The following is a 22608-nucleotide window of genomic DNA, read 5'->3' on the forward strand; positions in this document are numbered from 1 at the left end:
GGCCGGAAGGGACCTATTCCGCGGCGGCGCCGACAGCGCCCTTGCGGGCGGCATCGACCATCCGCCGTCGCGCTCGGAACACGCCCCATTGCTGGTCGACCAGCACGCCGATGAGGATGACGCCACCCATCACGGCGAAGTTGAGGGAGGAGGGAATGCCGAGCAGGTTGACGAGGTTCTGCAGTTCCTGCAGCAGCACCGTGCCGAGGATGACGCCGATCAGCGAGCCCTCGCCGCCGCGCAGCGAGAAGCCGCCCAGCACCGCGGCCGCAATGGCGTAGAGCTCGTAGAACTGACCGTGGCTGGCCGGCGAGATCGAGCGCGTGTACATGGCGAAATAGATCGCCGACAGCGCGGTGAGCACGCCGCAGATGACGTAGGCCGCCATGACGACGCGGCCGGTGCGAATGCCGGAATATTTCGCGGCCTCCTCGTTCTTGCCGATGGCGTAGAGATAGCGCCCGAACACCGAGCGGTGCAGCACCACCCACATGACGACGGCGATGACGATCAGCGCGAAAAAGGAGTTCGGCACGCCCCAGGAGCGGCCGGCGGTCAGGAATTCGAGATCGGGAAAATTCTGCCCGAAGGCAAAACCGGCGGTGCCGTCGGCGGTGTAGAAGCGCGCGACGCCGCGATAGATCAAAAGCCCGCACAAGGTCACGACGAAGGGCTGCAGCTTGAGCCGCGTGATCAGCCAGCCATGCGCCAGGCCGATAATGGCGCCGAGCACCAGGATGAGCACGAAGGCAATCGGCCATCCCATGCCGCGCACGGCGATGAAGTCGATGAACAGCGTGCCCAGCAACGCGACAACGGAGCCGACGGACAGTTCGATGCCGCCGGTGATGATGACGAAGGCCTGGCCGATGGAGAGGATGCCGAACAGGCCGATCAGGTTCGAGGTGTTGGCGAGGTTGATCGGCAAGAGGAAGCGCGGATTGATGATGGCGACGATTGCCCCGACCACCAGGATCAGAATCAGCAGGCCGAGATCTTTCTTTGTCATCGTCGTCTCCGCTTACGGCCTGTTCACCGGTTTGCCCACCGCGAGCAAAAGCACGTTTTCCTGGCTGAACTGATCCTTGTCGAGAATGCCCGAGATCTGGCCCTCATGCATGACGGCGATGCGATCGGAGACGCCGATCACCTCTTCCATGTCGGAAGAGATCATCAGCACGGCGACGCCGGCGTCGGCCAGCGCCCGCATGAGGCCGTAAATCTCGGCCTTGGCGCCGATGTCGATGCCGCGCGTCGGCTCGTCGAGGATCATCACCTTCGGGTTCATGGCCAGCCATTTGCCGAGCACGACCTTCTGCTGGTTGCCGCCCGACAGCGTGCCGGTGCGCGTCTGCACCGAGGGCGCCTTGATGCCGAGGTTTTTCTTCTGCTTCTCGGCGGTGGCGGTCTCGGCACTTGCCGAGACCAGCGAGCGCCTGGCATGCGCCGGCAAATTGGGGAGTGAAATATTCTGCGCGATCGACAGGTCGAGCAGGATGCCGGTCAGCTTGCGGTCTTCCGGCACGAGGAAGATGCCTTGCGCGACGGCGTCCGCCGCGCTGGCCAGCGTTAAGGGCTTGCCGTTGAGCTCCAGCGTGCCGCCAAGGCTGGCTTCGATGCCGAAGAACACCCGCGCCAGTTCGGTTCGGCCGGAGCCGACAAGGCCGGCAAGGCCGAGGATTTCGCCGCGCCTGACCTCGAGATCGACCGGCCGGCTGGGGTAGGTGGGGGTGCGGACGGCCTTGGCTGCAAGCGCCACGGCGCCGGGCGCACGCGCCGCCTCGGAGGCTTTCTCGCGCTCCTTCAGCATGCGGCCGATCATCAGCTTGACCATCTGGTCGTGATTGATGTCGCGCTTGCCGAGCGTCCCGGCCAGCATGCCGTCGCGCAGCACCACGACGCGGTCGGCGACGCGCTCGATCTCGTGCAGGCGGTGCGAGATGAAGATAACGCTGATGCCATCGGCCTTCAGCGCCTTGATGACGTCGAGCAGCTTGTCGGTCTCGGCCAGCGGCAGGCTCGATGTCGGCTCGTCGAGGATCACAAGCCTCGCCTTGATCGACAGCGCCTTGGCGATCTCGACCATCTGCTGCTGCGCCAGCGACAGATCCGCGACCTGCGTGTCGGCGGAGAAATTGGCGCCGACGCGCTTCAGCAGCGGCGCCACCATTTCGCGCAGCTTCGCGCGGTCGACCAGTCTCAGCGGGCCGGCGCGCAACGGCTCGCGGCCGAAGAAGATGTTGGCGGCAACGTCGAGGTTTTCGAAGAGGTTGAGTTCCTGGTGGACGAAGGCGATGCCCGACCCCAGGCTCCCCTCCACGCTCAGGCCTTTGTGGGCGGCGCCGTCGACCGTGATGGCGCCGCTGTCAGGCGTGGTGACGCCGCCGAGGATCTTCATCAGCGTCGATTTGCCGGCGCCATTCTCGCCGACCAGGCCGATGACCTCGCCCGGCCTGACCTCCATCGAGAACCCGTCGAGCGCCACGACCCCCGGATAGGTCTTGCGCACGTTCTCAAGGCTGAGGAACGGAGTGGTCGCAGCTATGGATGTGTCGGAATAATTCATCATGCCTGACAGCAGCCGGTGGGCCGAAATGCCCGTTCTGCAGACTGACGACCCCGGCAGGGTTCGTCAATGCGAACAGCCGGCTCAAGCGAAGTTGAGCCGGCTGGACTGCTTCTGGTCTTAGTTTCCAGCCATCGCCTTGAGATTGGCGGCGTAAGCGTCGACGTCATCCTTGCCGATGATCTTGGTCGGGATGATGATCAAATTGCCGGCCGGAATGCCCGATTTGTCACCCTTGAGATACGCGGCCATCAGCTTCATGCCCTGATAGGCCCATTCGAAGGGCTGCTGCACCACGGTGGCGGCGATCGTGCCTTCCTTGACGCCGCCCAGCGTGATCGGATCGTCATCGAAGCCGACGACGGTGATCGAGCCAAGCTTGCCGGCATCGCGCAGCGCTTCATAGATGCGGGGCGTGTTGTAGGAGTAGAAGCCGACCATGCAGGTGACGTCGGGGCTGGCGACCAGCGCGTCCTCGACATTCTTCTTGGCGCGCGCCTGGTCGATGTCGTCGCCGCGCACGTCGACCAGTTCGATCTTGGTGCCGGCGAGGCCGTCCTTCATGCCCTGGATGCGCTCCTTGGCATTGTCGGCGCCAAGCAGGCCGACGAAGCCCAGGCACTTGCCGCCGTTCGGCATCGCCTTCTTGGCGATTTCGGCCGCCTGCTTGCCGGCGTCGACATTGGAAGAGCCGATATAGGCGACACGCTTGGTCTGCGGGGCATCGCTATCGGTGGTGAACAGCGCCGTTTGCGAAGCGATCTTGTTCAGGCCATCGGTCGAGGTCTTGGGATCGACGGCCGAGACCATGATGCCCTTGACGCCGGCGGTCACCAGATCGTCCATCAGCCGCTGCTGGATGGCGACAGAGGATTGTTCGGGATACTTGAGTTCGAGCGTGTAGTCGGGCAGTTCGCCCTGCGCCTTCTTGACGCCGGCTTCGGCCGCTTTCCAGAAATCGGAAGCGCCGTTGACGACGAAGGCCAGCGTCGGCTTGTCGTCGGCGCGCGCGATTGCCGTCGCCGTCAGGCCGACAGCCAGGGCCGCGGCGGCCACGGATGCATTGCGTATCAAGGATTTCATGTTCAACCTCCCGTTTTGGTCAGTCGTAGGACTGACCGGACTTGCACAGTAAATTGTCTTGCACACTAAATTGTCTTGCTCACCTGAATTGCCGTCCGCGGCGTGGACGCCCTCCTCCTCAAAGGGGTTCCCCGGCATTGAAAAGAATGACGTCGTTTCCAGCCACGGCCACGGACTTTAGACACTCATTCCCCGTTCGTAAATAGTCCGATTTGTCTGACATATCACATATCTGAGACATGGTTCGCGGAAGTTATATCCGCTCTCCGTCGGGCCGTTCACGGACACCTCCGTCACCAACCGGACCAATGTGGCCGGAGGCGAGGATTGACGGTATAGCGCATCCTTGTATTAGTAAATACTATTAGCAAACGACCGGTCCGGTGGCGCTTGGGTGTCATGGCCGAATCGATTTGCCGACGCTGCGATGGGCGATCGTACGCACCCAAAGCCTTTACGACCTCTGGTTTTGCGAGGGCTCGAGCCTTTGGGACGGGGATGAGCCTCAAGGATGGTAATAATTATCAGTAAGATCGATGCCGGTATGAATCGGAAGCGTCGCCTCATCTTGTCGGCCCGGCGAGCTGAAGCTAGACAGGCTGGGGATTTGGGGGGGATATGAGCGAGACGACGGACCGGGCCATCAGGAAGCGCCGCAAGGCGGCGGCAAAGCCCAAGGGCCGCGTCACCATGACCGATATTGCGAGGGCCGCCGGCTGCTCGCAGGCGACGGTTTCCTTCGTGCTCAACAATTCGCCTGGCATTCGCCTGTCGCGGCAGACGCGGGAGCGGGTGATCGAGGCGGCGCGCGCGCTCGGCTACAGCGCCCCCGCCTTCTCCGCGCTGAAGCCCGTTGCGGCTTTCGAGGGGGCTTTTGATGGCTCGGCCTTCGAGGAAATCGACGGCGTGATCGGCTTCGCCGTCGACCAGCTCGCCACCAGCCCGGAAGCCGTGGTCGCCATCGAAGGCGCGCGCCAGGCCTCGTGGAACGCCGGCAACGTGCTTCTGGTGGCACAGACCATGGGCGACGCCGTGATGGAGCCGCGCGCCATCTCGGCGCTGACCAGGCGCGGCATTTCGGCACTGATCTACATGACCATCTTCACCCGCGAAATCACGGCGCCCGATTTCCTCTACGGCCTCGAGATCCCAGTTATCCTGCTCAACTGCTATACCGCGGACTATGCCTTCCCCGCCGTGGTGCCCTCCGAGATCGCCGGAGGCCAGAGCTCGACCCGACACCTGATCAGCCATGGCCACCGTCGCATCGCCACCATCACGGGCGAACCCTGGATGCAGGCAGCACAGGACCGGCTGAAAGGCTACCGCCGCGCGCTCGCCACCGCCGACATCCCCTTCGACCCGGAACTGGTGGTCGAGGGCGACTGGTCGGCCAGCGCCGGCTACGCCGCGACCGTGAAGCTACTGACGCTAAAGGACCGCCCGACCGCGATCTTCTGCCAGAACGACCGCACCGCGATCGGCTGCTACGAAGCCCTTAAGGAAGCCGGACTGCACATTCCCGCCGACATCTCGGTCGTCGGCTATGACGACGAGGAAATCGCCCGGCATTTGTTCCCGCCGCTGACGACGTCGATCCTTCCGCACATGGCCATGGGCCAATGGGCGATCGAGCAGCTGGAAGCGCCTGCGATAGTGGGGCGGGGGCGATATCCAATCACCAAGCTGGAATGCCCGCTGGTGGAGCGCGAGAGCGTGGCGACATTCAAGGGCGTCGCATAAAACACCGGCCCTTCCCCTGTCCTGGGATGCTGGCATCAACCGTACCCCCCTATCTTGGCTTCATCCTGATAGAGGTCTAGCCTGTACCCACAGCCAGGGAGGCGCATATGACGTCGAGTTTCACCGTTCATGACGCATCCGGCTATGAGCAGCTCATGGGCCGCTGGAGCCGAAAGCTCGCGCCCAGCTTCATCGGCTTCGCCGGGCTCGCCCCCGGCGAAAAGATCCTCGATGTCGGCTGCGGCACCGGCAGTCTGACGTTCGAACTGGCGAAATCCGCCGAACTCGCGGCGATCGCGGCGATCGACTTTTCGCCTGTCTTCGTCGAGGCGGCAAAGCGGCGCAACACCGATCCGCGCATCGAGATCCAGCAGGCGGACGCCACCGCCTTGCCATTCGCCGACAATGCGTTCGACCGCGCGCTGGCGCTGCTGGTGCTTCACTTTGTGCCGGAAGCCGGCAAGGCGGTTGCCGAAATGCGCCGGGTGACGCGGCCGGGCGGGGTGGTCGCGGCCGTGGTGTGGGACCATCTCGGCGGCATGGCGGGCATGCGCATGATGATCGACACGGTCGCCGCGCTCAGCGAGAGCGGTCGCCAACTGCGCGGCCGCTATTGCTTCCAGCCGATGATGCAGCCCGGCGAAATGAAGCGGACCTTCATCGAGCAGGGCCTGGCCGATGTTACCGAAACCGAGCTGATGATCCGTATGGATTACCAGGACTTCGCCGATTATTGGGCGCCGATTTCAGCCGGCGAGGGCCCGCTCGGCAAATACATGACCACGCTCGAGGCAGCCGAGCGCGAACGCACCGAGGCTGCCGTCCGCGATGCCTATCAGGCCGGGCGACCGGACGGCCCGAGGTCGTTCGCCAATGTCGCCTGGGCGTGCAGAGGCGTGGCGCCATGACCGCCCAGAGGGCGAAGCGCCTTTGAACCGCGATCAGGCCTGCCGAGCAACCAGATCGGCATAGCGCTGCAGGTAAAGCGGCCAGCCCTGATCGCCGGCGACGCTGTCGCGCACACCTTCCCAGCCCTGGCCATGGCGCTCCAGGTTGCGGTGCTCGATCTCGACGCGGGTACGCTCAGCCGTTTCGGCGGTGAACCGCACTTCCCACTCGCTGGTCTTGGCCGGGTCGGTCTCGATGCGCCATTGCGGGCTGATGTCCCAGCTCAAGAGCACGCGGTTCGGCGGCTCATAGGCCAGCACGCGCGCCCAGCGGCACTCGCTGCCATCGACGCCGCGGTCATAGACGTGACCGCCGACGCGAGGCTCGAACACCGTCTCGGCGATCTGGGCTGCGAGCAGGTTGTGCTCTGGCGGTTTGAAACTGCCGAAATCCTCGGTGAAGACCTTGAAGGCGCGCTCGATCGGCGCCTCGACGACGACGGATTGTTTCACGGAGGCGATGGGAATCTGGGTGTTCATGGTCACTCCTCTGGTGGGGTCTCGACGGCTAGCTTGTAGGTCGCGAGCGTCTTGCTCCAGAACCGGTCGAGCCAGGCGCGCATCTGGCCAAGCCCGTGCGGATCGATATGGTAGACGTTGCTGGCGCCCTTCGGCTCCGCGCGCACCAGCCGCGAATCGCGAAGCACCTTCAGATGCTGCGACACCGCGGACTGCGATACGCTGACCTGCCGCGTGACCTCCGCCACCGAGCGCGGCCGCTCCGCTATCAGCTCAAAAATCTGCCTTCGCGTCGGATCGCCCAGGGCGGCAAGCTGTGCGCTATCAACAGTCATGACTTATGATTAGTGTAGGCTGATGATTTAGTCAAGCGACTGTGGCTGGCGGCCCGGTGCGGCGGCGAGAAATTTCACCCGAGATAGGGATCGCAGTTCATTCCGGTGGAAGGAGTTGCGCCGAAGGTCGAAATCCACACGGGCATAAAACCGGCCGCGCCCTCTATCCCTTGCGCTCTTCAAGGCTGTTGCCGCCATCGACCACCAGCAAGGCGCCGTTTATATAGCTGGCGCTCTCGGAGGCCAGGAACACGACCGCCGCCGCCACCTCACCGGGCCGGCCGGCGCGGCCCGGCGGCGCATGCAGGGCCGCTATCCGTTCCGCCTCGCTCGACGCGCCGGTCTCGATCCAGCCGGGCGCCACTGCATTGGCGGTGACCCCGTGGCGCGCCACTTCCAGCGCCAATGTCCGGGTCAGGCCGACCATGCCGGCCTTCGCCGCGGAATAGGCGGCGGTGCCCTGGTAGGAGACCAGCGGCCCGGTCACCGACGCGACGTTGACGATGCGCCCATACCCCGTTTCGACCATCGCCGGCAGAAACACCCTGGTGACGAGAAACGCCGTCTTCAGGCTGGTCTCGATGCCCCGGTCCCACTCGGCCTCGCTCATCGTTAGGAACGCCTTGTCGACGGACGGCGAGGCCAGCGAGCCCATGCCGGCATTGTTGACCAGGATATCGATAGCGCCGACCTCGGCCCGCAGCCGCCCCACCTCCGCGGCGATGGTGAGATCGGCGACCGCGGCCGTGGCATCGACGCCATCGCCGCGAAGCTCGCCAGCGCGCTCCAGCACCCGCGCGCTGGCGCCGGTCAGGAAAACCGCATGCCCGGCTTAGCCAAACTGCCGCGCAATGGCAAAGCCGATGCCGGCAGCCGCGCCGGCGCCGGTGATCAGGACACGCCTGGTGATGGTTGTGGCCAAGTCTGGCTCCTAGGGATGGGCGCTGACGCGGTGGGCGGCTCTAAAGGCGTCAATAGGCCCAAACATCCTCGGCTGTTCAGCTTTGATTTTGGCCCTCTCTATCGACCTGGTTCGGCTTTCGCAACGCCTTCAGCAGAGGTCCGCGACGACGGCATCGCCGCGGCCGCGGTGAGAGCCTGCTTGGCAGGCAGCTCCAATTCCGACACAGCTCCGCCCCCATGGCGCGTTCTCGCGTTTAGCATTAGCTATTCCTGCTCAGATGCATTCAGGGACAAGGAACACATTCCTTGCCAGTCAAGTGAATTAGCTGAAACTAATCTCCGTCCCTTGCGTTCTTGCCGTCTCGTCTAGTGGGCAGGGTGGTGCTTGGCAGGATTCAGAAAATTCCAGTGTCGGCGGTGTCTCGGCGCCGGGAAGGTATTCGACTGCGGAAAATGGTTGGCCTCGAACGGCACTTGTTGCCCGCATGGGGCTCACCGACCGGGCTGCAAAGGTTCTACTATCAGATGCCCGGTATGTCGCGGCAGCGGTCTGCAGGGCCCGGAACTTACACCTCCAACAGATCGGTAGGGACTGCGGCGAGAGAAGGGCGGCAGCCATGTTTCATGGTTCACCATTAACATAGGTGATTTCACCCAAGCAGCCTTCGGTCTTTCCTTGAAAGAGGGCAGAGCGGGCGTGCATCGGGGAGCGCAAAAATGATAGCATTCGTTGGCCGAGCCGGAGGAAGTTTTGAAGCCGCGATGATCGTAGTCATGGTCTTGGCTGCAATAGGAATAATCCTAGTCATAACCACTGAGATTTTCTGAGGCGGTCAAGGTTCGCGGGCTCGTCTCTCCTCCTCTCGGCGATCGAGCAGCCTCGAGTGGCGCGGCTTGTCTTCGCCTTCAGGACCTTCACACGCGCGACGGCTAGAGCCATTCGGCCTTATCATTCTTGAGGCCCTTCGGGGCTCGACCCAAAAGCCCGCCACCTTCGCGGCAGCGGGGCCAGTCCAAACAGAGATGAAAACAGTGCACGGCCGAAACGCCGCGCTTGAACTCTACGGGCCGGAGCTACTCTCAAGACCGAGGCGCTCGCCCACCAACCCCTGGGGCGGATATCCCGCCCCATCGGCTGCCGGAACCAAAACCGAGATGGGAGATTTCCGGAGACAAAACCCGGAGCAACCATCATGCTGATCGGAGACTTCGACACCGAAACTGTGAAGCACAGTGCGTTGTACAGAGACGCCAAGCTCGCAATGCTCACCCACCAGGTGCTGTATCGCATGGAGCTTACAGGAACCGCGGCTGGCGGAGTCGAGCACGCGCTGGCAGAGTTTGCTCAAGCCAACCAGGCCGCCTTCGATGCTTCAAGCAGCTCGCTCGCAGCTTTCCTTCATTTGGAACCCAATCAGACCTTGGGAATGTGAACAGCACCTGGCTTGTCGGCGGGCGGTATAGCAGCTTCCGGCTTTCCAGATGCTCCTCAAGCAACCGCTTGCGGAAAGTTGCCTTGGGGCAAGCGAGCCTCGTCTGCCATCACCACTGATAACCAGAAGGCGGTTCCAATACAGAGCAGAAGTACACGCAGCGAAGGGAAGTCGGCTGCGTTTGCCCCAACTTGGCTTCGTCAGGCTGTTCCCCCCCGGGGAAAGATGAGAGCCCGCCACCTTCGGCAGCGGGCTCCTGCGATAGCGGTGCTGTCAGCCGGACGTGGTTGGCCGAATGAGAGCGAAAGGTCCCGGACCTGCCGTGACCTTGGACAGCCGCTGGCGTTTGATGAGAACGGGTTGTTCGTATGTCTTCTTCATCCCTGCTCCTTTGGTGCGGACCTGACTTGCCAATCGCTGTGGGCCCGCCTCACTGGCGGCGAAGCGGGCCCGGCCAAGTCTTGCGAGACCTGACCAGCAGCGAGGGAGGCTGCCGGCATTCGAACCAGCCGAGGAACAGCAGGTTCCCGAATGTCGCATAAAAAGGCCGCCCGCCGGAGCCAGCGCACAGGTCGTGGAAAGGAGGCAATCGGAGTAAGTGGCCGACATGCAGGCTCGAACCACTCCAAAACCCCTTCGGGCCAAAAGTGTTAGCCATGTCTCCGGTATGAACCGTAACCCATGTGTCCGGGTCGGACCTACGGAATTTGGCGCACCCGACAGGATTCGAACCTGTGACCTCTGCCTTCGGAGGGCAGCGCTCTATCCAACTGAGCTACGGGTGCTTTCAGGACGAAGAGCCCGGAAAACGAACCAGCCGGCGAACCAGCAAGTCACGGCTTCTTAGCGGAAGCGGGCGCGGGCTTCAACGGGCAATTGGCAGCGTTGCGAAACTTGGCTTGGGGAGCAGAGCGTTCGCCCGCTGCGCGGGCACCACCCCTCACTGCTCTACCGGGCTCTTCACCGGCCGCCGCCCCCGCACCGCCCGCTTTGCCTTCTTCGCGCTCGCCAGTTCGTGCATTGCATCCAGCTGCATCTGCTGCATCTCGGCCAGTCGCGTCCATTGCCGCGAGATGAGGTAATCGAGCTTTTCGTGCAGGTGGCGGACTTCCAACTCGGCCTTGAGGTTCACCCGGTAGTCGTTGAAGGAGCGCAGCCGGTCCTTGGCCTCCGTCCGTCTCTGGCTCATCATGATGATCGGCGCCTGAACCGCGGCGATGCAGGAGAGCAGCAGGTTGAGCAGGATGAAGGGGTAGGGATCGAAGGCGCCCGCCATGCCCGCGATCAGGTTGATGCCGATCCACACCAGGAGCACACTGGCGAACGAGATCAGGAACCACCAGCTGCCGCCGAAGGCGGCCATGTTGTCGGAAACCCGGTCGGCGAAAGAGCGGTGCTCCTCGAATTCTTCTTCGCTGTTTTCCGAAATCGTGTCCTGCCGGGCGATCGATTCCACCACCTGGCGGTCGAGCTCGGAGAATTCGCCGTGCTCCTGCTGTAAGAGCTCCTCCATGTAGCGCATGCGGTAGCGGCCGAGCTCCTCGCGGCTGATGCGCGCGCCCTTGGGCAGGTCGGGGTGGTCCGAATGAATGCGGTCGGCGAGGCTCGGGCGCAGCGTGTCGATACGCACAAGGTCGCGCTTGCGGAATTTGCGGCCCGAGATCGCCGACGGCTTCTTCTTCGGCTTCAGCCGCGATGCGCCCGGGCCTGATGGCTCGGAATCCGGCACTTCGGGCGTGTCGAAATGCTCGTCGGAAACCTCGTGCAAATCCTCTTGCGTGGTCGGCGCCTCGAAATACTCGCCGCCGCTGTCGTTCTCATTGTCGGCCGACTTCTGCTCGGATGCCTTGGGTACGGTGCTCATGATGGGCTCCTGCGCTGTAAGTTAGGATACGCTGAGGCGACGGCGCTTATCCACTGTCGGATTCGCAAGCCTATGCCACGTCTTCCGCACGATTGCGTGACAGTCGCAAGATGGTAGCCGGCTGCGAAGTTTCGCGGGCACCAAGGCACGACTTGGGACGGCGGCCGGCCCTTCGCAGGCTCCCTGCCCCTTGGGCGTTCAGACCCTTCAAAAGGTCCACTGGACCTTTTGATCCGCTCAAGGGCGGACCGTGTCTGCACCGTTCGTCGTTCCAAAAGCCAGGCAATTGGCTTTTTGTCCGGTGCGCGGATCACGCCTCACCTCACTGCTGTTCGGCGAACATCAGCCTGGTCTTGGTGTCGGCCATGCTGGGCGACAGGCTGCGCTGGATCAGCGCTTCGACATGGTCGTTGCGCTGGCGCGCGCTGTCGGCGCCCATCACCACCACGATCAGCTGGCGGCCGTCGGCGTCGTAGGAGGTGACGATGTTGAAGCCGGAAGCCCTGATATAGCCTGTCTTGATGCCGTTCACGCCGCGCACGCGGCCGAGCATGTCGTTATGGCCGCGCACCAGCCGGCCGCGAAACATGAAGTCGCTTTCGGAGAAATAATGGAAGTGCTGCGGGAAGCGCCGCTGCAACGACATGCCGAGCACCGCCATGTCGTGGGCGGTCGTCATCTGGCCGTCATCGGGCAGGCCCGATGCGTTGCGGAAGGTGGTGCTGCTCATGCCGAGCTGGCGCGCCTTGGATGTCATCATGGCGGCGAACTGGTCTTCCGAGCCGCCGAGATATTCGCCCACCGCCACGGCCACGTCATTGGCCGATTTGACGACGATGGCGCGGATGGCGGAATCGACGTCGATCGTCTCCCCGCGCCGGAAACGCATCTTGGTCGGCGGCTGCGAGGCGGCGTGGTCCGAAACCGGGATCTGCGTTTCCTTGGTGACGCGGCCGGTCTCCATCGCCTCGAACAGCAGATAGAGCGTCATCATCTTGGTCAGCGAGGCCGGATAACGCTGCGCCGTCGAATTGACCTCGAACAGCTGCTTGCCACTCTTTCCATCGACGACGATGGCCGCGTATTTTTGCGGTGGCGCCGGCACGGCCAGAACGCTGTCGGGCGGGGCCGTGGTCGAGCAGCCGGCCATCAGGGCCGCCAGGGCCAGGACAGCGAGGATTTTCTGGAAGAGCGGAAAGAGACGCGGCAAGGACAAGGGCTGGACTGTTCTGGCGATGCTGTTGCTGAGATAAGGCGAAGCTAACGTAACCCGGCGGGTGCGTCCATTTGGTTAATGCCGGTTAGCCCAGGGAATGTCGAGTGCCGGCGGCCTGTTTCCCCACTCGCCAAGGCGGGGAGAGGAACCAAGCCTTGCCACCGCCCCGAAATCGCCCGTTTCCTGTCTTTCCTTGCCAAAGCTGCGCCTGCCGTGGGAAGGAGCGTGGCATCCGGCGGCTAGGGGGGCTCGCAAAATGGCTGACATTGGGGCTGGCGCCGCGCCGTCATTGATCAGGGCGTCGCTCAGCCGCACCGGCAAATGGGCCGGCAGCATCGCCTTCATCGGCGGCGCCGTTTCCGACATCCTCAACCCGCTGGCGCCGTTCGCCGCCTATATCGCGCTGGCTGCCTCGATCGCGGCCGTCATCATCGCCATTGCCATCGTGCTCAGGCTCGTGCTGGCGGCCAGGGCACTGCCGGCGCTGGTGTTCGCCACCAGTGCGGCGGCGGTTGCCGGCGGCGTCTACGCCGTGCAGAAGGAGACCAATTCGCAGAACGGCATCATCGCCAGCCTGGTGCCGGCGATCGCGCAACTGCAGCAGTCGACGGGCATCGTCGCCGAAAAGGTGGCTAGGATCGAGCAAACGGTCACGCAAACGCAGAAGACCGTCGAAGAGGTCAAGAAATCGACCGACACGGTTGCCCAGAGAACCGATCAGATCGCCTCCGCCCAGCAGCAGCAAGCTGCCCAAGGCGCCGAGACGCAAAGGACCGTCGAAGCGGTCAAGCAAACGACCGAGACACTCGTAGGCGGCCAGCAGCAGCAAGTGGTCCAGGCCGAAAAGCTTCAGGCGACGACAGAGCAGATCGCCGCCTCGATCGACACGATCGCCAAGGGGTTTGCCACCTTGGCCGCGCAAGGCGGCGCCATCGCCGAGCCGAAGCGGCCGGACGAATTCTACCACAATGCCCGCGTCTACGAGCTCTCGGGCGACATGCTCAACGCGCGGCGCTCCTATCTCGCCTTTGCCGGCTTCGATGTCGACGCCATCGATCCCTATACGCGCTTTGCCACGCTTCTGCGGGTCCAGGACGGCAAGGCCGGCGCCCGCGAGGTGTTCGGCCAACTCGCGGAGAAAGCCAAGGCGCCATCGATTAAGCTCGTCCACCTGCTGCAGTTCGACGATACCCAGCGGCTCGACAAGCTCAACGCCTTCATTGCGACCAATCCGGACTATGCACCGGCCTATTTCATGTTGGCGCAGGAGTTCTCGGAGGATCGGCTCGGCAGCCAGACGCTGGCCGACAAGCGCAGCGAAGCCCAGGCGCTGACCAAATTCGTCTCTTACGAGAAGGATGGCGGGCTGCTCGGATATTTCGTCGACCAGACCCAGCTTGCCGACTGGCTGGGCCGCGGCCGCGGCCGGCTGGCGGCCCTTGGCGACGTGCTCGACCCCGCCCGCTTCGCGCCGTCGCTGACGCCGATGCGTTCCAACCAGGGCTGGTCGATGACCATTTCGCTGCCCGAGCCGGCGACCGCGATATCTTGGCGTCTTGGCGGCGCCGGCCCCTTCACCGACACCGGCCTGCTGGCGCTCAACGACCAGCGGACTGGCAAGCCGATGCCCAATCCGAGCTTCGAATTGCCCGACAGCACGGCGCAGACCACGATCGCGATCAAATATCTCGACATCAGGGGGCGCGAGACCGGCCCGTTCGACATAAGCTTCGACCCGGATGCCGCCCTGCAACAGGGCAACAAGCAGATCCTCGACCAGTTCTGGACGTCATGGATCGCCTTCGACGCCAGCGGCAACCATGGGTTGGTCTATTTCACCCAGATGCTGTCCTACCGCTGCGCCATCAAGGAGGTGCATTACAGCCTGAACGGTGCCACGCTCGACAAGACCCTTCCAATGCCGCCCTGCAATGCCAGGGATCCCTACGCCATCCCCGATGATTTCGAGCCCTATTTCAAGGTCACCGAAAGCGTGACCTCGATGTCGGTGCAGGTGACCTATACCGACGGGACGAAATCCCCGGTGCGCGACTACAAGCGGCAATAGGGCTCGCACTTTCCGACGAAGGCGAGCGCAAAACCAATGCAAAATACGCGCCCACGCGCTTGCGCGGTGCGCCGAACCGGTTCTTCTTGGCACCCGTCAGATTCGGGTGAGAGAGCCATGGATACAGTCACGATCAACGCCAAGGGCATTTCGGTTTCGCTGGACCTCACGGTTGGCCACATCGCCGACATGGTCGTCGAGAGCGGCGCGCGCCGGTTGAAGCCGCTACACCGTGCACCCTGGGTCGACGCGGGCGAGACGCTGCCTCCAGACCTGTCGCGGGGCACCGTCCGGCTCTCCGGCGACTTTCTCTGCGCGCCGTTTTCGCGCAGCGATGTCGAGGAGGCACCGCTGCATGGCTGGCCGGCCAACAGCGCCTGGGATGTGGTCGACAGTGGCGCGACGGATAGTGGCTGGCGCGCGGTCTTCCGGCTGCGCCACAAGGTGATGGGCGCCAGCGTCGACAAGATTTTCACGCTGCGCGACGACCATCCTTTCCTCTACCAGGAACATGTGTTTTCCGGCGGGTCCGGCGCGATCTCTGTCGCCCATCACCCGATGACGGCAATGAAAGGTGGCGGCAGGCTGGCTTTCTCGCCGAAGCGGTTTGCCGCCACGCCAGCCGATCCGCTGGAGCCGGACCCCGCGCGCGGCCGCTTCATGCTGGCCTACCCCGGTCGGTCGTCGGACCTCGAGCATTTCCCTGCTGCCGGCGGCGGCACGCTCGATCTGACGGATTACCGTATGGATGACCGGCGCGAGGATTTCCTCACCTTGGTCGAGACCGACCATGGCGGTCCAGGCTGGACCGCGCTGGCTCGCGAGGCCGAGGACGATCTGGTGCTGGTGCTGAAGAACCCGGCCGAACTGCCGGTTACCATGTTGTGGTTCAGCAATGGCGGGCGCGACTACGCGCCGTGGAGCGGCCGCCATCTCGGCGTGCTCGGCATCGAGGATGGGCGCACCGCGGTCGGCCACGCCGCCTCGCTTGGCGACAACTGGCTGAAGCGCGAGGGCGTGGCGACCGCATTCGCGCTTGGCGAGGATCGCGGCGTCTCGTTCCGCCATGTCATCGGTGCGTTGCCCCTGTCGGATGGCGAGCCCCCGCGCGCGATCACCACCGCGGATGGCAGCCTCGGGTTGGCTGGCGCCGCGGCATCGGAAGTCCCGTTCGATAGTGAATTTCTTCGTATCGGCCAGCCAGCGGCACGCTGAAGACGAAGCCGTAAGGGACTAATCGCGGTCGCCAGTGCTGACTCCACGACCGGTCGCTCTAAATCGTGCAAATCGCGGTTTGAAATTCAAGCGACCGCCGACAAGATGAGTCAAAAATCTTCGGAAGGAGCCGAAAAATGTCCGAAATCGCCCACCTCGCCGCTACCATCTTCAAGCGCGCCGGCAAGGCAAATCGCTTCATCGTCGCCATTGCCGGGCCGCCGGGCGCCGGCAAATCGACACTGTCGGCAAGCCTGCATGACCTTTTGCCGGAAGGCGCGGTGGAGGTCGTGCCCATGGACGGCTTCCACTATGACGACATCGTGCTCGAGCGGCGCGGTCTGCGGGCGCGAAAGGGCGCGCCCGACACATTCGACTTTGGCGGCTTTGAGACGCTTTTGAAGCGCATCCGCGCCGGCGAGGCCGAGATCGCCATTCCGGTGTTCGACCGCGGCATGGAATTGTCGCGCGCCGCCGCGGCGATTGTCGGCGCTGAGACCAAGTTCATCCTGGTGGAAGGCAATTACCTGCTGCTCGACGAGGAGCCGTGGTCGCGGCTGGCGCCGCTGTTCGATTTCTCGATCTTCGTCGACGTGCCGCGCAAGGAGCTCGAACGCCGCCTGATGGAACGCTGGCACGAACATGGAGATTCCGAGGCGGATGCGCGCGCCTGGATCGCCTCCAACGACATGCCCAACATCGAACGCGTGCTTGCGCGGCGCCGGGCGGCCGACCTGGTCTTTGGTTAAGCCGTTATCCAGATCAACCTTGGTTGATCTGGATTTAACCGTTTAATTTTCAATATTTTTCGACGGGAACCTTAAGACTTACAACGCGTTATCCCGATCAGGCAATCATGCCAGAAGAGGGATTCCGTCCCATGGCAACAAACGCGAAGAAGCCCACCAGGGGTAAGTCGGCGCAACCGAAGGCGCCGCAGTCGACGGCTGGGGCCGGCCCGGCGATCGCCCAGCGCTCCAAGGATGCGAAGGCCTTCGGCAAGGCAGCCCCGAAAAAAGTCGTGCCGGGCTCGAAAGTGACCGCGCCGAAAGCGGCCGCCAAGCCCGCCCAAGCGAAGAAGCCGGCCATGGCCGGCGGCTCGAAAGCAAGCGGCGGCTCGAAGGTTCGCTCCGCGGCCAATGTCGCCGCCGGCGCGGTCGTGGCCACGGCGCGGGGCGTGGCATCCCTTGCCGCCTCCGTGGTCGGCAGGGGCGGACCCAAGGCGAAAGCAAAGTAGGTTGCTCCTTCCCGAGGGCTGATGGGTTCAGCCTCGCGCCGGAATGGTCAGGCCTTTCTGCACCGCCGGCCGCGCCAGGCCGCGCTCCAGCCACGCTGCCAGATTGGCGAAATCGTCGAAGCCGACCAGATCGCGCGCTTCGTAGAAGCCGATCAGGTTGCGCACCCAGCCGAGCAGCGAGATGTCGGCGATGGTGTAGTCATTGTCCATGATCCACTTGCGGCCCTTCAGCCTGACGTCGAGAACGCCGAGCAGGCGCCGTGATTCGTCGCGGTAGCGCTCCAGCGGTCGCTTGTCGGCGATCTCCCGGCCGGCGAATTTGTGGAAGAAGCCGACCTGGCCAAACATCGGCCCAACAGCCGCCATCTGGAAAAAGACCCACTGGATGGTCTCGTAGCGCCGCGCCGCGTCGACAGGCATGAGCAGGCCGGTCTTTTCCGCCAGGTAGAGCAGTATCGCGCCGGATTCGAACAGGCCGATTGGCGCGCCGCCCGGTCCGTCGGGATCAATGATCGCCGGGATCTTGCCATTGGGATTGAGCGACAGGAATTCTGGGGTCCAGCTCTCGTTCTTGCCGATGTTGATCAGATGCGGCTCATAGGGCAGGCCGATTTCCTCCAGCGCGATCGATATCTTCACGCCGTTCGGCGTCGTTGCCGAATAGAGCTGGAGCTGGTCGGGATGCTTGGCCGGCCAACGGCTTGCGATCGGAAAGGCGGACAGGTCTGCCATCGGGAACTCCTGAGCGGGGGATTCGCACCAAGCGGCGCGATATTGGCGGGTCGGCCAAGAACTAGGGCCGCGGCGAGGCCGGATCAATATGGCGGTGACGCTTTCACCATGCACGGACAGTCACCCGATTCGGACCGCGCGAACGGTGGGGATAGCGCGGCCAGGTGGTAACCGCCCGGAGGTCAGATTGCCTTGAAGGCCAGCACCGCGTTGGTGCCGCCAAAGGCAAAGCCGTTGCTGATGGCGGCGCGCACCTTGCGCTCGCGCGCGACATTCGGCGTCACGTCGAGATCGCAGTCGGGATCGGCCTCGCGGTAATTCGCCGTCGGCGGCACGACGCCTTCGCGGATCGCCATGACGCAGGCGATCATCTCCAGCCCGCCCGAGGCGCCGAGGCAATGCGCGTGCATCGACTTGGTCGAGGAGACGGATAGCGCGCGCGCATGGTCGCCGAAGACGCGCTTGATCGCGAGGGTTTCGATCTGGTCGTTGGCCTTGGTGCCGGTGCCGTGTGCGTTTAGGTAGTCGATATCCTCGGGATTGAGCCCGGCATCCGCCAGGCAGAAGCGCATCGCCGCTTCCGGCCCCTCGACGGTCGGCGCGACGATATCGGAAGCATCGGCCGAAAGGCCGGCGCCGGCGATTTCAGCCAAAATGGTGGCGCCGCGTGCCATCGCATGGTCGTAGCTTTCCAGAACCGCCATGCCGGCGCCTTCGCCCAGCACCAGCCCCTGGCGGTCGGCCGAGAACGGCCTGCATGTGTCGGGCGAAAGCACACGCAGCGCCTCCCAGCCCTTCAGCACACCCCACACCAGCGGCGCATCGGTGCCGCCGGCCACCATCACGTCGGCGCGGCCGAGCCTGATCTGGTCGACCGCCGATGCGATGGCATGATTGGCCGACGAACAGGCCGAAGTGACGCCGAACACCGGTCCGCGCAAACCCAGATGCATGCTGACCTGACCGGCGGCGGCGCCCGGCATGACTCTTGGAACGGTGAAGATGCCGGCGCGATTCTTGCCCTCGATCAGGATGGCGCGATAATTCTCCTCGACGGTCTCGAAGCCGCAGACGCCAACACCGACAATGGTTCCCATCCGATAGGTGTTGTCCGCATGCGGGACCAATCCGGACTGCCGCATGGCTTCTTTCGCCGCGAGCACCGCCAGCAGGCTGAAGCGATCCATTGACACCAGTTGCTTGCGCTCGATGCCGTGATCCGGCAGTGCTTTGATCTCGCAGCCGGTCTTGACCTTCAGGTCGTGCAGGAAGGGATTGTCGATCGGGCCGATCGCCGACCGGCCGGCCCGCATCTCGGCCCAGATTGCCTGCGCATCGGTGCCCAATCCGCACAGTCCACCGATGCCGGTAATGACGACGCGCTTCAGCATTCGGTCAGGCTTTTTTCGCGATCAGAGCGCGAACGGCCTCGACCATGTCGCCGACGTTCTTCAGATTGCTCCAGGCATCGACCGTGTTCATCTCGATCTCGATGCCATATTGCTCTTCGAGGTCGAAGATGATCTCGGTCAGCTCCAGCGAATGGATCCCGAGCGCCGTCAATTCGGTTGTGGTGGTGATTTCCTCGCCGCCCGGCTCGGCATGGGCCTTGATCTTCTCGATGATGTCCGCTGCCAGCTGGTCAGCCATTCGGTTTCTTCCCCACTGTGTCGTTTCCCGACGCCAACTGAACGGCGCCTTCTTGTCCTCGATATCAGGCCGCGATCTTCGCCTTATCCCTCCGCCAAGCGTCGCCTGACCGTACCAAGGTGGCTCCCTCTATAGAAACGGAAACGTCATCAAGCAACAAGCTATATGTCGACAAAAGCGCCGCAGTGCTTAACCTGACGGCGTGGATACGATCGAAAATAGCAAGTTTTCAGGTCAGCTGGCCCAGCGCGCGGCTGGCAAGGCGCAGCTTGGTTGCGCCAGCATCGACGGCCGCACGCGGCTGCGGCGCCTCTATCAGGACGGCTCCGCCAAGATAAGGCTGCCATACGTTTCGGCCGGCCCGCTGGAGGCCGTCCTGATCAACACCGCCGGCGGACTGACCGGCGGCGACCGCCTCGGCTGGGAGGTCGATGTCGGCCCGCATGCCAGCGCTGGGATAACGACCCAGGCCTGCGAAAAAGTCTATCGCGCCGCATCGGACCATGCCGAAGTCCGGGTCAGACTGACCGTCGGAGAGAACGGCAGCATCGCCTGGTTGCCGCAGGAAACCATCGTCTTCGATCGCGCCGCCTTTGTCCGTACGTTGGACGTCGAGCTTGCCGCATGGGCCGAGGCGCTGGTGCTGGAAGCGACCGTCTTCGGCCGCCAGGCCATGGGCGAACGTGCCGCACAGGGTACTTTTCGCGACCGCTGGCGTATCCGCAGGGAAGGAACCCTCATCCACGCCGAGGATTTCCGCATCGGACCTGATATCGCCGAGATCATGGCCCGTCCGGCGATATCAAATGGCGCGATCGCCGTGGCCACGCTGCTGCTGGTGTCGCCGCGAGCGGAAGCCTTGCTCGATCAGGCTAGGGAGATCATTGGCGATCGGGGTGGTGCCAGCGTCTGGACGGTGAAGACATCTGGCAAGCTTCTTGCGAGGCTTTACGCCGAGGACGGCTACCAGCTGCGCCAGCGGCTGGTCCCGCTCGTTGGATTGCTCAATGGAAAAGCGGGGCTGCCCAAATTATGGTCACTGTGACTGTATCCGCATCATTTCAGGATGACGCATGAACCTGACGCCAAGGGAAAAGGACAAGCTGCTGATCGCCATGGCGGCGATCGTGGCGCGCAAGCGGCTGGAGCGCGGCGTCAAGCTCAATCATCCGGAAGCGATCGCGCTGATCACCGATTTCGTCGTCGAGGGCGCCCGCGATGGCCGCCCGGTGGCCGATCTCATGGAGGCCGGCGCCCATGTCGTCAGCCGCGCCCAGGTGATGGAAGGCATCGCCGAGATGATCCACGACGTACAGGTGGAAGCGACGTTTCCCGACGGCACCAAGCTGGTGACCGTGCACGAACCGATCCGGTGAGGAGAGACAGACATGCTTGAACTGCGCCCGAACTGTGAGTGCTGCGACAAGGATCTGCCGCCGGAAGCGACGGATGCGCGGATATGCACCTTCGAGTGCACCTTCTGCGCCGGCTGCGTCGAAAACGTGCTTGGTGGCGTCTGCCCGAACTGCGGCGGCAATTTTACGGCGCGGCCGATCCGCCCCGCCGCGATGCTGAAGAAATATCCGGCTTCGACCAAACGCGTGCTCAAGGCCGAGGGCTGCGGCCCCCGCAAGGCCGCGTGACACCGCAAAACGAAAGGCAAGTAAAATGATCCCTGTCAAACGCCTGTGCCTCTCGGCCATCCTGCTCGTGGCGGCGGCGATCCCTGCCTACGCCCATGTCGGCATCGGCACCACCTCCTCCGCAATGGCCGGCTTCACGCATCCGTTGTCGGGCCTAGACCATATGACGGTGATGCTCGCCGTCGGCCTGTGGGCGGCCCTCAAGGGCGGCAAGGCGATCTGGGTCTGGCCGGCGGCGTTCGTCGGCGTCATGTTGGGCGGCGCGGCTCTTGGCATGGCCCATGTGCCGCTGCCCTTCGTCGAGCCGGGTATACTGGCCTCCGTCGTGGCGCTCGGCCTGCTGGTGGCGCTGGCGGTCGATCTGCCCGTTTCGGCCGGTGTCGCCATCATCGGCCTGTTCGCGCTGTTTCACGGCCATGCCCATGGCACGGAAGTGCCCGAAAATGCCGGCGGCCTCGAATATATGGTCGGTTTTGCCGTAGCCACCGTGCTGCTCCATGCCATCGGCATCGCCGTCGGGCTTGGCCTCGGCATGAGGTCACGCGGCGTGGCCCGCATCACGGGCGCCGCCTGCGCGGCGATCGGCGTCGGCCTCGCCTTCGGCATCGTGTGAGATCCCATGATCCCAGGCGAAATCATCCCCGTTCAAGGCGACATAGAGCTCAACAAGGGTCTGCCGACCGTCATCCTGAAAGTGGCCAACGGTGGCGACCGGCCGGTCCAGGTCGGCAGCCACTACCATTTCTACGAAACCAATGAGGCGCTGAAATTCGATCGTGAACGGGCGCGCGGCATGCGCCTCGACATAGCCGCCGGCACCGCCACGCGTTTCGAGCCGGGGCAGGAACGGGATGTCACGCTGGTGCCGCTTGGCGGCAAGCGTGAAATCCATGGCTTCCAGCAGAAGGTGATGGGCAAGCTGTGAGGGCTTTTTATGCGTGGCGCGCAGGGCCAGTGGGCGGCTTCAGGGCATGCATGAACGCAAGCTCCGCGCGCGGCTCAGCCCGATGGCTTGGCGGCCGCATAGATGACGATCTTTCCGGGATCATCGAACTCCACGGCGAGAACGTCCTGCGCAAGCACGCGCCGAGAATCGAGAGCATTGAAAAGCAGGGCGTTCGCCTCGATCTCCTTGCGCAACTCGCTGAGATCGTCCAGATGCTGCCGAACCTTGTTCTCGATGGCTGGCGGCGGGCCGCCTTCGCTGCGCGCCGCGTCGGTGAGGAACACGATATCGACCTTGTCGAGTTTGGACGTCTTGCGGACCGTGCTGATGTTTTCGCGTGTGCGGTCGATCGCCGAACTGACTTTTCCGATTTCAGCTGTCGCCTTGGCCTCTTCCTGGTTGACTTGCGATCCGACGATGCGGTCGACGGTCTCAGGACTCTTCAGGCCCTGCGCGTTGAGCGCCGCCTGTGGTACACTCGCCGCCAGAAACGCTGCCGCGGCAATGACATGCAACCATCGCGCATCGCATCTGGCATCGGGCAGGGCGTCGAGGGTCATCGTTCGCT

At 63.8% G+C, this 22608-nt stretch carries 23 protein-coding genes, 1 tRNA gene and 1 pseudogene; 12 read left to right on the forward strand and 13 right to left on the reverse strand.

The window, feature by feature from the left end; genetic code table 11:
* Positions 1–13: 13 nt before the first annotated feature.
* The 3 genes from AC3CB8_RS05155 to AC3CB8_RS05165 all read right to left on the reverse strand — a co-directional run bounded on the left by AC3CB8_RS05155 (position 14) and on the right by AC3CB8_RS05165 (position 3649).
* A complete protein-coding gene (locus AC3CB8_RS05155; RefSeq protein ID WP_023772179.1) occupies positions 14–1009 on the reverse strand; it encodes an ABC transporter permease in 996 nt (331 codons plus the stop codon).
* Positions 1010–1021: 12 nt separating this feature from the next.
* Positions 1022–2566 carry a sugar ABC transporter ATP-binding protein gene (locus AC3CB8_RS05160; protein WP_023781874.1) on the reverse strand — a complete coding sequence of 515 codons (1545 nt, stop codon included), beginning with the start codon at positions 2564–2566 and terminating at the stop codon, positions 1022–1024.
* Between the two features lie 120 nt (positions 2567–2686).
* Positions 2687–3649, reverse strand: coding sequence for a sugar-binding protein (locus tag AC3CB8_RS05165; RefSeq protein WP_023772181.1), 963 nt, complete (start codon positions 3647–3649; stop codon positions 2687–2689).
* Positions 3650–4267: 618 nt separating this feature from the next.
* Here AC3CB8_RS05165 and AC3CB8_RS05170 point away from each other — a divergent pair.
* Both AC3CB8_RS05170 and AC3CB8_RS05175 read left to right on the forward strand, forming a co-directional pair.
* Entirely contained in the window at positions 4268–5392 is a 1125-nt protein-coding gene (locus tag AC3CB8_RS05170; RefSeq protein WP_488377266.1) for a LacI family DNA-binding transcriptional regulator, read from the forward strand.
* 107 nt (positions 5393–5499) lie between these two features.
* Positions 5500–6300 carry a class I SAM-dependent methyltransferase gene (locus tag AC3CB8_RS05175; protein ID WP_023772183.1) on the forward strand — a complete coding sequence of 267 codons (801 nt, stop codon included), beginning with the start codon at positions 5500–5502 and terminating at the stop codon, positions 6298–6300.
* Between the two features lie 33 nt (positions 6301–6333).
* Here the strand turns inward: AC3CB8_RS05175 and AC3CB8_RS05180 are convergent, their stop codons facing one another.
* From AC3CB8_RS05180 to AC3CB8_RS05190, 3 genes and pseudogenes are all read right to left on the reverse strand, one after another.
* The gene (locus AC3CB8_RS05180; protein ID WP_352563333.1) at positions 6334–6819 is read right to left on the reverse strand and encodes an SRPBCC family protein; all 486 of its coding nucleotides are present in this window, start codon (positions 6817–6819) and stop codon (positions 6334–6336) included.
* Positions 6820–6821: 2 nt separating this feature from the next.
* On the reverse strand, positions 6822–7133 hold the full coding sequence (locus AC3CB8_RS05185; protein ID WP_023772185.1) for an ArsR/SmtB family transcription factor: 312 nt from the start codon (positions 7131–7133) through the stop codon (positions 6822–6824).
* A 163-nt stretch (positions 7134–7296) separates the two neighbouring features.
* A pseudogene (locus AC3CB8_RS05190) lies at positions 7297–7950 on the reverse strand (SDR family oxidoreductase); the annotation flags it as partial.
* 1279 nt (positions 7951–9229) lie between these two features.
* On the opposite strand from AC3CB8_RS05190, the gene AC3CB8_RS05195 reads away from it, so the two are divergent.
* Positions 9230–9469, forward strand: coding sequence for a hypothetical protein (locus AC3CB8_RS05195; protein WP_023781870.1), 240 nt, complete (start codon positions 9230–9232; stop codon positions 9467–9469).
* 708 nt (positions 9470–10177) lie between these two features.
* On the opposite strand, the gene AC3CB8_RS05200 is transcribed toward AC3CB8_RS05195, so the two are convergent.
* The 3 genes from AC3CB8_RS05200 to AC3CB8_RS05210 form a co-directional block, all read right to left on the reverse strand.
* Positions 10178–10254 (reverse strand) — tRNA-Arg (locus AC3CB8_RS05200).
* A gap of 155 nt (positions 10255–10409) precedes the next feature.
* Positions 10410–11333 carry a DUF1003 domain-containing protein gene (locus AC3CB8_RS05205; RefSeq protein ID WP_015314520.1) on the reverse strand — a complete coding sequence of 308 codons (924 nt, stop codon included), beginning with the start codon at positions 11331–11333 and terminating at the stop codon, positions 10410–10412.
* A 322-nt stretch (positions 11334–11655) separates the two neighbouring features.
* Complete coding sequence (locus AC3CB8_RS05210) at positions 11656–12549, reverse strand: D-alanyl-D-alanine carboxypeptidase family protein (protein ID WP_352563332.1); 894 nt, start codon at positions 12547–12549, stop codon at positions 11656–11658.
* A gap of 256 nt (positions 12550–12805) precedes the next feature.
* On the opposite strand from AC3CB8_RS05210, the gene AC3CB8_RS05215 reads away from it, so the two are divergent.
* The 4 genes from AC3CB8_RS05215 to AC3CB8_RS05230 all read left to right on the forward strand — a co-directional run bounded on the left by AC3CB8_RS05215 (position 12806) and on the right by AC3CB8_RS05230 (position 17069).
* A complete protein-coding gene (locus AC3CB8_RS05215; RefSeq protein WP_352563331.1) occupies positions 12806–14617 on the forward strand; it encodes a methyl-accepting chemotaxis protein in 1812 nt (603 codons plus the stop codon).
* A 117-nt stretch (positions 14618–14734) separates the two neighbouring features.
* A complete protein-coding gene (locus AC3CB8_RS05220) occupies positions 14735–15832 on the forward strand; it encodes a hypothetical protein (protein WP_352563330.1) in 1098 nt (365 codons plus the stop codon).
* A 137-nt stretch (positions 15833–15969) separates the two neighbouring features.
* The gene (locus AC3CB8_RS05225; RefSeq protein ID WP_023772191.1) at positions 15970–16581 is read left to right on the forward strand and encodes a nucleoside triphosphate hydrolase; all 612 of its coding nucleotides are present in this window, start codon (positions 15970–15972) and stop codon (positions 16579–16581) included.
* 131 nt (positions 16582–16712) lie between these two features.
* The gene (locus AC3CB8_RS05230; protein WP_352563329.1) at positions 16713–17069 is read left to right on the forward strand and encodes a hypothetical protein; all 357 of its coding nucleotides are present in this window, start codon (positions 16713–16715) and stop codon (positions 17067–17069) included.
* 27 nt (positions 17070–17096) lie between these two features.
* Here the strand turns inward: AC3CB8_RS05230 and AC3CB8_RS05235 are convergent, their stop codons facing one another.
* The 3 genes from AC3CB8_RS05235 to AC3CB8_RS05245 form a co-directional block, all read right to left on the reverse strand.
* Positions 17097–17801 carry a glutathione S-transferase family protein gene (locus tag AC3CB8_RS05235; RefSeq protein WP_023772193.1) on the reverse strand — a complete coding sequence of 235 codons (705 nt, stop codon included), beginning with the start codon at positions 17799–17801 and terminating at the stop codon, positions 17097–17099.
* A 182-nt stretch (positions 17802–17983) separates the two neighbouring features.
* Positions 17984–19192 carry a beta-ketoacyl-[acyl-carrier-protein] synthase family protein gene (locus tag AC3CB8_RS05240; RefSeq protein ID WP_023772194.1) on the reverse strand — a complete coding sequence of 403 codons (1209 nt, stop codon included), beginning with the start codon at positions 19190–19192 and terminating at the stop codon, positions 17984–17986.
* A 4-nt stretch (positions 19193–19196) separates the two neighbouring features.
* Positions 19197–19451 carry an acyl carrier protein gene (locus AC3CB8_RS05245; protein WP_015314512.1) on the reverse strand — a complete coding sequence of 85 codons (255 nt, stop codon included), beginning with the start codon at positions 19449–19451 and terminating at the stop codon, positions 19197–19199.
* Positions 19452–19653: 202 nt separating this feature from the next.
* Between AC3CB8_RS05245 and AC3CB8_RS05250 the strand changes: the two genes are divergently transcribed.
* The 5 genes from AC3CB8_RS05250 to AC3CB8_RS05270 are packed head-to-tail and all read left to right on the forward strand — an operon-like array spanning position 19654 to position 22019.
* Positions 19654–20496, forward strand: a complete 843-nt coding sequence (locus AC3CB8_RS05250; RefSeq protein ID WP_352563328.1) for an urease accessory protein UreD — start codon at positions 19654–19656, stop codon at positions 20494–20496.
* A 28-nt stretch (positions 20497–20524) separates the two neighbouring features.
* Positions 20525–20827 carry an urease subunit gamma gene (locus tag AC3CB8_RS05255; protein WP_023772196.1) on the forward strand — a complete coding sequence of 101 codons (303 nt, stop codon included), beginning with the start codon at positions 20525–20527 and terminating at the stop codon, positions 20825–20827.
* A gap of 12 nt (positions 20828–20839) precedes the next feature.
* A complete protein-coding gene (locus AC3CB8_RS05260; RefSeq protein WP_023781864.1) occupies positions 20840–21094 on the forward strand; it encodes a DUF1272 domain-containing protein in 255 nt (84 codons plus the stop codon).
* 25 nt (positions 21095–21119) lie between these two features.
* Positions 21120–21707, forward strand: a complete 588-nt coding sequence (locus AC3CB8_RS05265; protein WP_023781863.1) for a HupE/UreJ family protein — start codon at positions 21120–21122, stop codon at positions 21705–21707.
* Positions 21708–21713: 6 nt separating this feature from the next.
* Entirely contained in the window at positions 21714–22019 is a 306-nt protein-coding gene (locus AC3CB8_RS05270) for an urease subunit beta (RefSeq protein WP_352563327.1), read from the forward strand.
* A 74-nt stretch (positions 22020–22093) separates the two neighbouring features.
* Here AC3CB8_RS05270 and AC3CB8_RS05275 read toward each other — a convergent pair whose 3' ends face one another.
* On the reverse strand, positions 22094–22600 hold the full coding sequence (locus AC3CB8_RS05275) for a hypothetical protein (protein WP_352563326.1): 507 nt from the start codon (positions 22598–22600) through the stop codon (positions 22094–22096).
* Positions 22601–22608: the final 8 nt, after the last annotated feature.

The sequence above is a fragment of the Mesorhizobium sp. P160927 genome, from assembly GCF_057766385.1.